This window comes from Bacillus sp. GW821-FHT01G09 (genome assembly GCF_059422205.1).
This window is the reverse complement of sequence record NZ_JBWKWL010000004.1, coordinates 375,981-388,166: the sequence shown is the minus strand read 5'-3', so window position 1 is coordinate 388,166 and position 12,186 is coordinate 375,981. Positions and strand designations below refer to the sequence as shown.

The following is a 12,186-nucleotide window of genomic DNA, read 5'->3' as shown; positions in this document are numbered from 1 at the left end:
CGCCTTGAATATGAGCACGATACCCGCTTCTTCAGGCTCCTAAAGCCAGGGCGGGTTTTCTTTAGTTATGGTGCAGGAATGCTTAGGAGAGGAGTTTTTAGACATGGGTGAAGCAGCGTATGTGACCGTCTCAGCGCTGACAAAGTATATAAAACGAAAATTCGATGTAGATCCTCACCTTGAAAATATTTGGATTAAAGGCGAATTGTCGAATGTAAAGATACACACACGAGGGCATATTTATTTCACTTTAAAAGACGAAAACGCAAGAATGCAGTCGGTGATGTTCGCGAGACAAAGCGAGCGTCTGCCTTTTAAACCTGAAAACGGAATGAAAGTGCTGGTAAGAGGCGGAATTTCCGTATATGAACCGAGCGGAAACTATCAATTATATGCCAAAGAAATGCAGCCTGACGGGGTTGGAGCGCTTTATTTAGCGTACGAAGAATTAAAAAAGAAGCTTGCCGGAGAAGGTTTATTTGACGACCGCTACAAAAAACAAATCCCCGCATTTCCAGCCACAATCGGGGTTGTGACATCTCCAACGGGTGCCGCTGTCAGAGACGTTATTACAACTCTAAAAAGAAGATATCCCCTTGTAAAAGTCATTGTTCTTCCAGCGCTCGTACAAGGTGAAAATGCGAGCAGATCCATCGTTACGCGCATTGAAGAGGCAAATGAAAAAGAGATTTGCGACGTATTAATTGTCGGGAGAGGCGGCGGTTCGATAGAAGAACTGTGGGCATTCAATGAAGAAATTGTAGCACGCGCCATCTTTGCTTCCAATATTCCGATTATATCGGCAGTCGGACATGAGACGGATTTTACGATCAGTGATTTTGTCGCCGATATCAGAGCCGCGACGCCGACAGGAGCAGCTGAGATTGCTGTGCCTCATACCACTGATTTAATCGAACGGACAAAAACAGCGGAAGTCAGAATGACAAGAGCAATGCAGCAGCATCTCGGCCAGAAAAAAGAACGGATCCAAACGCTGCAATCGTCTTATGCCTTTCGTTTTCCAAAGCGTTTGTATGCGCAAAAAGAGCAGCAGTTTGACCTCGCGTACCAGCAGTTTCAAGCACAGCTGACCGCTCTTTTAGATCGGAAAAGCAGACAGCTGGAGCGTGAAACGTACAGATTAGAGGCACTGCATCCTCATGAACAGCTAAAACAAGCGAGAACACGATACCAGGAACAAACAAATCAGCTGAGAAAAAATATGAATATCCAAATGAAGCAGCTGCATTCCCAATTTCAAACCGTTCTTGGCAAGCTGAATGCACTAAGCCCTCTTCAAGTGATGGAAAGAGGATACAGCTTGGCTTATAAAGAAGATAAACTCATTAAAAGTGTCAGTCAGATAGAAGAGCAGGACCGGCTTGAAGTCAAGCTGAAGGATGGCGTGCTGACCTGTGAAGTATTAGAAAAGAGAGGGGAAGAAAAATGACAGACGTGAAAAAAAATGAAAATATGACATTTGAAGAAGCGATGAAAGGGCTTGAGAGCATTGTATCAAAGCTTGAAGAGGGAGATGTGCCTCTAGAGCAAGCCATTAACTATTTCCAAGAAGGCATGGCTCTGTCAAAAATGTGCCATGAAAAGCTGCAAAAAGTCGAAAAGCAAATGGACTTCATTTTAAAAGAAGATGGCGAACTGGCACCTTTCAGTGTTCAGGAGGAAGACGAAGGTGACAAATAACTTAACGAGCTTTCTGGCGGACCGGAAAAAAATAATTGAAAATCAGCTTTCTGTCTATACTGAAAAGCTTGATATGCCGGACTCATTAAAGAAATCTATGCTGTATTCTCTAGAGGCCGGCGGAAAGCGGTTGCGGCCTCTGATTGTACTGGCTGTTTTAAACGCATATGGAAAAAGCGAAAAAGACGGCATTCCGGTGGGCTGTGCTGTCGAAATGATTCACACGTATTCGTTAATTCATGATGATCTTCCATGCATGGATGATGACGATTTGCGCCGCGGGAAGCCGACAAACCATAAAGTGTTTGGTGAAGCGACGGCAGTATTAGCGGGTGACGGGCTACTCACAGAAAGCTTTAAGCTGATTACCTCCCACGTGTCAGACGAGGTGTCAGCAGAAAAGCGCCTGCGGCTTGTGAATGAACTGATTTCAGCGGCAGGCACCGAAGGCATGGTCGGGGGGCAAGTAGCTGATATGGAAGCGGAAAACCGACAAGTCACGCTTGAAGAGCTCGAATCCATTCATGAACGGAAAACTGCCAAGCTTCTTGGCTTTTGTGTAATCGCCGGTGCTATTTTGGCTGATGCGCCTGAGGAAGAAATTGAAACACTGCGTACCTTCAGCAGCCACATTGGAATCGGATTTCAAATCAGAGACGATATTTTAGATTTAGAAGGCAGTGAAGAGAAAATCGGCAAACGTGTCGGCTCGGATACCACAAATGACAAATCGACATACCCGTCACTTCTTTCATTGGAAGGGGCCAAACATAAATTGGATGTTCATATAAAAGAGGCGAAGCGATTGATCGGCGGACTCTCTCTTCAAAAAGACCTTTTATTTGAGCTTTGTGATTTAATTGCGGCAAGAGATCACTAAAACGATCCTAATTTGAAGCGGCTGCACGAGATATGGTAAAATGTAAGCAGTTTATATGAAAAATGAAAAGGAAAAGCGCGTTTGTCTTTTTTTATGTCTGAGATTATTGTCAGCTCGGCATGCAAAAGACATGTATCATTGCAGAAATTCATGCTGAAAGTGAGTTGATCCGCTTTGGATCTTTTATCAATACAGGACCCGTCGTTTTTAAAAAACATGTCCATTGATGAATTAGAGAAATTAAGTGATGAAATCCGTCAGTTTTTAATTACCAGTTTATCCGCTTCCGGCGGCCACATCGGCCCAAACTTAGGTGTCGTAGAGCTTACTGTTGCCCTGCATAAGGAATTTAACAGCCCGAAAGACAAATTTTTATGGGATGTAGGCCATCAGTCGTATGTCCATAAGCTGCTGACAGGACGCGGAAAAGAATTTGCGACGCTTCGCCAGTACAAAGGGCTTTGCGGATTTCCAAAGCGAAGTGAAAGCGAGCACGATGTTTGGGAAACCGGGCACAGCTCGACTTCTCTGTCAGGCGCGATGGGAATGGCAGCTGCCCGTGATATTAAAGGAACGGATGAATATATTATTCCGATCATTGGTGACGGCGCGCTGACCGGCGGTATGGCGCTCGAAGCCCTTAACCACATCGGCGACGAGAAAAAAGACATGATTGTCATCCTTAATGATAATGAAATGAGTATTGCGCCAAATGTCGGTGCCATTCACTCTATGCTCGGACGGCTCCGTACTGCGGGGAAATACCAGTGGGTGAAAGATGAGCTTGAATACTTATTTAAAAAGATTCCGGCAGTTGGGGGCAAGCTTGCCGCCACGGCGGAACGGGTCAAAGACAGCCTGAAATACATGCTCGTCTCCGGAATGTTTTTCGAGGAGCTCGGTTTTACGTATTTGGGCCCGGTGGACGGACATTCTTATCATGAGCTGATTGAGAATCTTCAATACGCCAAAAAAACGAAAGGCCCTGTTCTTCTGCACGTCATCACGAAAAAAGGGAAGGGGTACAAACCGGCTGAGACCGATACGATTGGGACATGGCATGGTACCGGACCATATAAAATTAATACCGGTGACTTTGTAAAGCCGAAAGCCGCAGCTCCTTCGTGGAGCGGTCTTGTCAGCGGAACTGTGCAGCGAATGGCGCGCGAGGACGGACGCATTGTAGCCATTACGCCGGCTATGCCTGTCGGTTCAAAGCTTGAAGGCTTCGCAAAGGAATTCCCTGACCGGATGTTCGACGTAGGAATCGCAGAACAGCATGCCGCAACGATGGCGGCAGCTATGGCAATGCAGGGTATGAAGCCGTTTTTGGCGATTTACTCAACCTTCCTGCAAAGGGCATATGACCAAGTTGTTCATGACATCTGCCGCCAAAACGCCAATGTGTTTATTGGAATTGACCGTGCAGGACTCGTCGGCGCTGATGGAGAGACACATCAAGGCGTGTTTGATATTGCGTTTATGCGCCACATTCCAAACATGGTCTTAATGATGCCGAAAGACGAAAATGAAGGCCAGCACATGGTTCATACAGCACTTAGCTATGACGAAGGCCCGATAGCGATGCGTTTTCCGCGCGGAAACGGACTCGGCGTAAAAATGGATGAACAGTTGAAAACGATTCCGATCGGTACGTGGGAGGTGCTGCGTCCAGGGAACGATGCTGTCATCTTAACATTCGGCACAACAATCGAAATGGCGATTGAAGCAGCCGAAGAGCTGCAGAAAGAAGGCCTTTCCGTGCGCGTTGTGAATGCGCGTTTTATTAAGCCGATTGATGAAAAGATGATGAAGAGTATCCTAAAAGAAGGCTTGCCAATTTTAACAATTGAAGAAGCGGTCTTAGAAGGCGGTTTCGGAAGCTCGATTTTAGAATTCGCTCATGATCAAGGTGAATATCATACTCCGATCGACAGAATGGGTATACCTGATCGGTTTATTGAACACGGAAGCGTAACGGCGCTTCTTGAGGAAATTGGACTGACAAAACAGCAGGTGGCAAATCGTATTAGATTACTGATGCCGCCAAAGACACACAAAGGAATTGGATCATGACGTCAAAGAAAGAACGATTAGATGTATTATTAGTGGAAAGAGGGCTGGCGGAAACGCGTGAAAAAGCCAAAAGAGCCATTATGGCGGGGATCGTCTACTCAAACGAAAACCGCTTGGACAAGCCTGGAGAAAAAATTGACCGCGACCTTCCGTTAACCGTCAAAGGAAACCCGCTGAGGTATGTGAGCAGGGGCGGCTTAAAGCTCGAAAAAGCGTTGAAAGAGTTTCCCGTCTCTGTCAAAGATAAAATTATGATTGATATTGGCTCCTCCACCGGCGGTTTTACGGACTGCGCTTTGCAAAATGGAGCTAAACAGTCATACGCTGTGGATGTAGGCTATAATCAGCTTGCGTGGAAGCTCAGACAGGATGAACGGGTCGTCGTGATGGAACGGACGAACTTTCGTTATGCAACACCGGCAGACTTTACAAAGGGCATGCCGGAGTTTGCCACAATTGATGTGTCCTTTATTTCACTGCGGCTCATCCTGCCTGTCCTAAGGACTTTACTCGTACCGGGCAGCGACTGCATGGCTCTAGTTAAGCCTCAGTTTGAAGCGGGACGGGAATCCGTCGGCAAAAAAGGGATTGTCAGAGATCCTAAAGTGCATGCTGATGTGCTCAAGCGAATGATCAGTTTTTCTGCCGCTGAAGGCTATATCTGTAAAGGCTTGTCATTTTCTCCAATCACGGGAGGAGACGGAAATATTGAGTTTCTCCTTCATTTGCATTGGCCAGGAGAGGGACATGAAGGCCAGGAGCTGCCGGAAGAAGAGATCATGCGCGTTGTAGAAGAAGCACATAAGACGTTAAAAGAAAAAAAAGCAGATGTACCGGAATAATAGGGCGCTATTATTCCTTTTTTCTGCATTCATGTACAATGTGCAGAGAATCATATAACATAAAAGAACAGATAAGCTTGGAAATAGAGGTGCTTACATGAACAAAGGCCAGAGGCATATTAAAATCAGAGAGATCATTACAAGCAATGAAATCGAAACCCAGGATGAATTGGTCGACATGCTAAAGCAGGATGGATACAAAGTAACGCAAGCCACGGTATCACGGGATATTAAAGAACTTCACCTTGTAAAAGTGCCTACAAACAATGGTTCTTACAAATACAGTCTTCCGGCGGACCAGCGTTTCAATCCGCTGTCTAAGCTAAAGCGGGCATTGATGGACGCATTTGTGAAAATAGACTCAGCAAGCCATATGATCGTACTGAAAACGATGCCGGGCAATGCTCAGGCAATCGGGGCGCTGATGGACAATTTGGACTGGGATGAAATTATGGGGACCATTTGCGGAGATGACACGATTTTAATTATTTGCCGGACTCCTGGAGATACAGACGGTGTAAAAAACAGGCTCCTTGAACTGCTGTAACAGAAAATCTAACAAAGATAAGAGGTGTAATGCTGTTTGTTAGCTGAACTATCGATTAAAAACTTTGCCATTATTGAGGAACTGACGGTTTCTTTTGAACGCGGGCTTACGGTTTTAACAGGAGAAACCGGAGCCGGCAAATCCATTATCATAGATGCCATTTCTCTTTTAGTCGGAGGCCGCGGATCATCTGAATTTGTTAGATATGGGGAAGCAAAAGCCGAACTTGAAGGGCTGTTTCTGTTGGAGAGCGGCCATCCTGTTTTAGATGTATGCGCTGAGCAGGGAATCGACGTTTCAGACGAAATGATCGTCATGAGAAGGGATATCAGCACGAGCGGGAAAAGCGTTTGCCGTGTCAATGGCAAGCTTGTCACGATTGCTTCGCTAAGAGAGATCGGCAGGCTTTTATTAGATATTCATGGGCAGCACGATAACCAGCTGTTAATGGAAGACGAAAATCATCTCCAGCTTTTGGACAAGTTTGCCGGGGCCGAAGTGGAAAGCGCGCTTAAAACGTATCAGGAAGGGTACCAGCGGTATATGAAGCTGCTCAAAAAGCTTAAGCAGCTTTCTGAAAGCGAACAGGAAATGGCCCATCGTCTTGATCTTATTCAATTTCAGCTCGAAGAAATCGAATCGGCAAAGCTTGAGCTTAACGAAGATGAACAGCTCCAAGAAGAGCGCCAGCAAATTTCAAACTTTGAGAAGATATATGAGTCGCTGCAAAATGCATATAACGCGCTTCGCAGTGAGCAGGGCGGATTGGACTGGGTTGGAATGGCATCAGCGCAGCTTGAAGATATATCTGATATTAATGAACCGCTAAAAAAACTGTCTGAAAGTGTTTCGAACTCCTACTATTTGCTTGAGGATGCCACATTTCAGATGAGAAATATGCTGGATGAGCTTGAATTTGATCCGGAACGCCTGAACTATATTGAGATGCGACTTAATGAAATCAAACAGCTGAAACGAAAATACGGTGCCACTGTTGAAGACATTTTGGAATATGCTTCTAAAATTGAAGAAGAGATTGACCAAATTGAAAACAGGGACAGCCACCTTCAAAGCTTGAAAAAGGAGCTTGACTCCGTCGGCAAAGATGTCGCAGTGGAAGCGGCAAATGTGTCACAAATCCGAAAAACATGGGCGAAAAAGCTGGCTGATGAGATTCATCGGGAATTAAAAAGCCTGTACATGGAAAAATCAACTTTTGATACGGAATTTAAGGTCAGAACAGCGTCACGCAATGAAGAGGCGCCGCTTGTAAACGGCCAGCCCGTTCAGCTGACTGAACAAGGGATTGACCTGGTGAAGTTTTTAATTTCAACCAATACAGGCGAGCCGCTGAAATCCCTTTCAAAAGTCGCTTCAGGTGGAGAGCTGTCACGGGTGATGCTTGCCATAAAAAGCATTTTTTCCTCACAACAAGATGTGACATCGATCATTTTTGATGAGGTTGATACCGGTGTAAGCGGCAGGGTCGCACAGGCAATCGCTGAGAAGATCCATAAGGTGTCAATAGGTTCACAAGTGCTGTGCATTACACACCTGCCTCAGGTGGCTGCCATGGCCGATACGCATCTTTATATTGCGAAGGAGTTAAAAGACGGCAGAACGACAACACGTGTCAAGCCGCTCTCTAAGCAGGAAAAGGTAGCGGAAATCGGACGCATGATTGCAGGTGTCGAAGTAACCGACTTAACGAAACGCCATGCGAAAGAACTTTTAAAACAAGCGGATCAAGTCAAAACAACTGGGTAAGCTGCGCGAGAAGCGCAGCTTATTTTTTTCGTGCACATCCATTCGTTCATCAGTATATCCAATGTTTTTCTTCATATGACAGTTATAAATAAGCCGTCAGAAGGCAAAATTAAATGATGTAGCAGCAAGTCATAAAGAAGGTGTGGGATAGGAGCGAGGAGAGTGAAGTAGTGAATGCCCGATAATATCAGAAAAGCAGTAGGTTTAATTCTCCTTGTTTCGTTATTAAGTGTAGGTTTATGCAAACCGCTAAAAGAATATTTACTGATTCCAACGCAAATGAGAGTATTTGAAACCCAAACACAAGCGATTGAAACGAGTTTATCGGTAAACGCTCAGACATCAGAATCCTCAGAAGCGTTTACAGTAAAGAAAGATCCGCATGAAATCAAGGTGACGGGCAAAAAATCAGGTGAGTCAGAATTAGTATATGATCTTGCCGGATTTCCAATTAAAAAAACAAAAGTGCATGTTCTTCCTGATTTAAAGGTTATACCTGGCGGACAATCAATCGGTGTAAAACTTCATTCCGTCGGTGTTCTTGTCGTCGGATTTCATCAAATCAATACAAGTGAAGGCAAAAAATCTCCGGGAGAAACGGCAGGAATTGAAGCGGGCGACATCATTATTGAGATGAATGGACAGAAAATTGAAAAAATGAATGATGTAGCCCCATTTATTCAAAAGGCTGGGAAAACTGGTGAATCTTTAGACTTACTGATCAAACGTGACAAACAGAAAATCAAAACGAAGCTGATCCCAGAAAAGGATGAAGGAGAAGGCAAATACAGAATCGGGTTATATATCAGAGATTCTGCTGCCGGCATCGGCACTATGACCTTTTATGAACCGAAAACAAAAAAATACGGAGCACTTGGCCACGTGATTTCCGATATGGACACAAAGAAACCAATTGTAGTGGAGAATGGAGAAATCGTTAAATCCACTGTAACATCAATTGAAAAAGGGACAGGCGGTAATCCGGGAGAAAAACTGGCGCGATTTTCCTCAGAACGCAAAACGATCGGGGATATTAACAGAAACAGCCCGTTTGGGATTTTCGGCACGCTGCATCAGCCGATTCAAAACAACATATCAGATCAAGCATTGCCGGTTGCGTTTTCTACCGAAGTCAAAAAAGGGCCGGCTGAAATTTTAACCGTTATTGATGATGACAAAGTAGAAAAATTCGATATTGAAATCGTCAGCACAACGCCGCAAAAATTCCCTGCGACAAAAGGAATGGTGTTGAAAATTACCGATCCAAGGCTGTTGAAAGAAACAGGAGGCATCGTACAGGGGATGAGCGGAAGCCCGATTATTCAAAACGGAAAAGTGATCGGTGCTGTCACCCATGTATTTGTAAATGACCCGACAAGCGGCTACGGTGTTCATATTGAATGGATGCTGTCAGAAGCAGGAATCGATATTTACGGAAAAGAAAAAGCAAGCTGACTGCCGGAGTTTCCGGCAGTTTTTTTATTTTGATCCCTCTTCACTTCTCAGAATACATACGGTAAAATATACAAAAGAAGATTTTTCGACAAATTCACGTTTCCTTGTTTGTCAAATTTCATTTTTAGTCGAAAAACAGAGAAAAACATAGAATAACAAAGATATGCCACTAATATTGGTGATTATGATTTTTTTAGAGGGTATATAGCGGTTTTGTCGAATGTAAACATGTAGCAAGGGTGAATCCTGTTAACTACATTTGGGGAGGAAGAAACGTGGAGAAAATTAAAGTTTGTGTTGCTGATGATAATCGAGAGCTGGTAAGCCTGTTAAGTGAATATATAGAAGGACAGGAAGACATGGAAGTGATCGGCGTTGCTTATAACGGACAGGAATGCCTGTCGCTGTTTAAAGAAAAAGATCCCGATGTGCTCGTATTAGATATTATTATGCCGCATTTAGACGGACTTGCGGTTTTAGAGAGGCTGAGGGAATCAGATCTGAAAAAACAGCCGAATGTCATTATGCTGACAGCCTTTGGACAGGAAGATGTCACGAAAAAGGCCGTCGATTTAGGCGCGTCCTACTTTATTCTCAAACCGTTTGATATGGAAAACCTTGTCGGCCATATCCGCCAGGTCAGCGGAAATGCCAGCAGTGTGACGCATCGTGCGCCATCATCGCAAAGCAGTATTATACGCAGCAGCCAGCCTGAACCAAAGAAGAAAAATCTCGACGCGAGCATCACAAGCATTATCCATGAAATCGGCGTCCCAGCCCATATTAAAGGCTATCTCTATCTGCGCGAAGCAATCTCAATGGTATACAATGACATCGAATTGCTCGGCAGCATTACAAAAGTCCTCTATCCGGACATCGCCAAAAAATTCAACACAACCGCAAGCCGTGTAGAAAGAGCGATCCGCCATGCAATTGAAGTGGCATGGAGCAGAGGAAACATTGATTCCATTTCCTCGCTGTTCGGCTATACTGTCAGCATGACAAAAGCTAAACCGACAAATTCGGAATTCATTGCAATGGTTGCGGATAAGCTGAGATTAGAACATAAGGCTTCTTAAACATGAGCTTATTAAGTGGTCATTAAATCAAACGTCTTTTATTTATTAGTTTGCGCTGATAAATAGGAGGCGTTTTGTTTTGGGGACATTTGTTAGTATGGGAGAAGAATATTAAGTATCCGCGTATAGTAAAGGATAGGTTTGAAAAGTAAGGAAAGCTAATGGCGTTATTACCTGCATTCTTGGTCCATTCATACATCTTATAGGATCACGAAGCATGATCCTCTAGATGTGTCCGTTATAAAATGAAACCTTTCTCCTGCAAAATCGTAAGTAAGGCGTATTCATGTAAAAAGGAGACGTACGAATGAAAAAGAAAAAAGCAAGAAAGCGTGAGGGGTTTTTCCTGGATTTTCTTTTCGAAGTAGGTGGGGAGCTCTTTCTTTTGCTGTTTAGATGTGTACACAAACTATTTATATAAAGGGAAAAAAGACTGCCGAATCGTTTCGGCAGTCTTTGCACATTAATCTTTATAAGGCACCCAGCCTGGCGTGTTCACAATTGCTTGCCATAGCGGTTCAGGCAAATGATATTTTTCTTTATCTGTGCCTTTGATCACTGTTTCGATTTGCTTTTCACGGCCTTCTTTTACTTTTACCGTCCAGTCAGGGTCAACTAGAATTTCGCGTCCCATAGCGACTAGCGGAATACCGTTTTCGATGACGGCAAGCGCGTCATCAGCGGAATGGATGGAACCGACGGCGATCAGCGGCACTTTGTTTCCGACACGTTCATTCAATAAGTCCATGCGTGTGCGAGTCGGATCTGCACCGCGGCGCGCTTTTGAGTTCACGTCCATCAGTGAGATATGAAGATAATCCAATTCTTTATCCCCTAAAGCATCAACAAGCGTATAAGTTTCAGTCATTGTCAATCCCGGTGTCTCAGGTTCTTCCGGAGACAGACGGTAGCCGACTAAGAACGCACCCTTCGCATGTTCTGAAGCGGCTTTTTTCACTTCATCGACAATAGCGAGCGGGAAGGCTAATCGTTTTTCATCGCTTCCTCCCCAGCGATCCGTGCGCTGATTGGTTTTCGGAGAATAAAACTGCTGAATTAAGTAGCCGTTTGCACCGTGAATTTCGACACCGTCAAAGCCGGCTTCAATGGCGCGTCTTGTCGCTTCTCCAAAAGCCTTCACAATGTTTTCCACTTCTTCTTCTTTTAATGCGCGAGCAATTTGTTTGCCGTTATCAAACACGTCACTTGGCCCCACAACATCCTGTTGAGGAACGAGCTCAGACGGGCACTCAATACCGCCGTGATGAATTTGCACAACGGCTTTAGCGCCTTGTGCCTGAATGGCTTGTGCTAACTTTTTTAAACCTGGAATGTTGGAATCGTCATGGATGGCCGGCTGCCCGGGGAATGCTTTTCCGTCCGGTGTAACATTTGCGCAGGCTGTAATCACCATTCCCATCTCTTTTGAACGGGGGATGATGTAGTCAAGCTCCGCTTCAGATATTGTACCGTCTTCATTAGAAGCGTAATGAGTCATTGGTGCTACTGCGATCCGGTTGTCAATTGTGACGCCGCTTTTAAACGTAAATGGTTCAAAAAGTGGCTTATACTTAGGATTCATTTGATCATCTTCTTTCGTTTGGATTCGCACATATTCTAGCCTATATGTAAAAATTAATGCAATTGATCTGCTTTACCGACTGAATATCTTGAGTGCAGAGTGATGTTTTCGCCGCTCTTTTTCGGGGCCTTTGTAGCCACCGCTGATTTGGTGGCCGATGGAGCATGTGATGACAGCTGCCGCCAGCAGCAGAACGAATTTTTTCATGGCTTTAACTTCTTTCAATAAAGTAAATATCCTTTAAAAGGTTACGCTTG

The 12,186-nt window shown here is 44.6% G+C and carries 11 protein-coding genes; 9 read left to right on the top strand and 2 right to left on the bottom strand.

Going from position 1 to position 12,186, the window contains the following annotated elements; translation table 11 throughout:
* Positions 1 to 103 precede the first annotated feature (103 nt).
* The 9 genes from xseA to spo0A all read left to right on the top strand — a co-directional run bounded on the left by xseA (position 104) and on the right by spo0A (position 10,347).
* Positions 104 to 1,450 carry an exodeoxyribonuclease VII large subunit gene (gene xseA, locus AC07VD_RS15585; RefSeq protein ID WP_015251733.1) on the top strand — a complete coding sequence of 449 codons (1,347 nt, stop codon included), beginning with the start codon at positions 104 to 106 and terminating at the stop codon, positions 1,448 to 1,450.
* Positions 1,447 to 1,701: an exodeoxyribonuclease VII small subunit gene (locus tag AC07VD_RS15580; RefSeq protein ID WP_003226409.1), complete on the top strand. Its 255-nt coding sequence runs from the start codon at positions 1,447 to 1,449 to the stop codon at positions 1,699 to 1,701. Before xseA ends, AC07VD_RS15580 begins: the two co-directional genes overlap by 4 nt.
* Positions 1,691 to 2,581, top strand: a complete 891-nt coding sequence (locus tag AC07VD_RS15575; protein WP_494721812.1) for a polyprenyl synthetase family protein — start codon at positions 1,691 to 1,693, stop codon at positions 2,579 to 2,581. Before AC07VD_RS15580 ends, AC07VD_RS15575 begins: the two co-directional genes overlap by 11 nt.
* A gap of 174 nt (positions 2,582 to 2,755) precedes the next feature.
* Positions 2,756 to 4,657, top strand: a complete 1,902-nt coding sequence (dxs, locus tag AC07VD_RS15570; protein WP_003245985.1) for a 1-deoxy-D-xylulose-5-phosphate synthase — start codon at positions 2,756 to 2,758, stop codon at positions 4,655 to 4,657.
* On the top strand, positions 4,654 to 5,499 hold the full coding sequence (locus tag AC07VD_RS15565; protein WP_014477301.1) for a TlyA family RNA methyltransferase: 846 nt from the start codon (positions 4,654 to 4,656) through the stop codon (positions 5,497 to 5,499). Before dxs ends, AC07VD_RS15565 begins: the two co-directional genes overlap by 4 nt.
* Positions 5,500 to 5,596: 97 nt before the next feature.
* Complete coding sequence (gene argR / locus AC07VD_RS15560; protein ID WP_015384067.1) at positions 5,597 to 6,046, top strand: arginine repressor ArgR; 450 nt, start codon at positions 5,597 to 5,599, stop codon at positions 6,044 to 6,046.
* 36 nt (positions 6,047 to 6,082) lie between these two features.
* On the top strand, positions 6,083 to 7,813 hold the full coding sequence (gene recN, locus AC07VD_RS15555) for a DNA repair protein RecN (RefSeq protein WP_151870180.1): 1,731 nt from the start codon (positions 6,083 to 6,085) through the stop codon (positions 7,811 to 7,813).
* 174 nt (positions 7,814 to 7,987) lie between these two features.
* A complete protein-coding gene (spoIVB, locus tag AC07VD_RS15550) occupies positions 7,988 to 9,268 on the top strand; it encodes a SpoIVB peptidase (protein WP_004398697.1) in 1,281 nt (426 codons plus the stop codon).
* A 275-nt stretch (positions 9,269 to 9,543) separates the two neighbouring features.
* Complete coding sequence (spo0A, locus tag AC07VD_RS15545; RefSeq protein WP_003226427.1) at positions 9,544 to 10,347, top strand: sporulation transcription factor Spo0A; 804 nt, start codon at positions 9,544 to 9,546, stop codon at positions 10,345 to 10,347.
* Between the two features lie 463 nt (positions 10,348 to 10,810).
* On the opposite strand, the gene AC07VD_RS15540 is transcribed toward spo0A, so the two are convergent.
* Both AC07VD_RS15540 and AC07VD_RS15535 read right to left on the bottom strand, forming a co-directional pair.
* Complete coding sequence (locus AC07VD_RS15540) at positions 10,811 to 11,929, bottom strand: NADH-dependent flavin oxidoreductase (RefSeq protein WP_017696437.1); 1,119 nt, start codon at positions 11,927 to 11,929, stop codon at positions 10,811 to 10,813.
* A 72-nt stretch (positions 11,930 to 12,001) separates the two neighbouring features.
* Complete coding sequence (locus tag AC07VD_RS15535; RefSeq protein WP_014480226.1) at positions 12,002 to 12,154, bottom strand: hypothetical protein; 153 nt, start codon at positions 12,152 to 12,154, stop codon at positions 12,002 to 12,004.
* Positions 12,155 to 12,186: the final 32 nt, after the last annotated feature.

Coding starts and splice junctions, on each gene's coding strand:
- AC07VD_RS15540 (WP_017696437.1), bottom strand. CDS start 11,929: ATGAATCCTAAGTATAAGCCACTTTTTGAACCATTTACGTTTAAAAGC.
- spoIVB (WP_004398697.1), top strand. CDS start 7,988: ATGCCCGATAATATCAGAAAAGCAGTAGGTTTAATTCTCCTTGTTTCG.
- argR (WP_015384067.1), top strand. CDS start 5,597: ATGAACAAAGGCCAGAGGCATATTAAAATCAGAGAGATCATTACAAGC.
- AC07VD_RS15565 (WP_014477301.1), top strand. CDS start 4,654: ATGACGTCAAAGAAAGAACGATTAGATGTATTATTAGTGGAAAGAGGG.
- AC07VD_RS15580 (WP_003226409.1), top strand. CDS start 1,447: ATGACAGACGTGAAAAAAAATGAAAATATGACATTTGAAGAAGCGATG.
- xseA (WP_015251733.1), top strand. CDS start 104: ATGGGTGAAGCAGCGTATGTGACCGTCTCAGCGCTGACAAAGTATATA.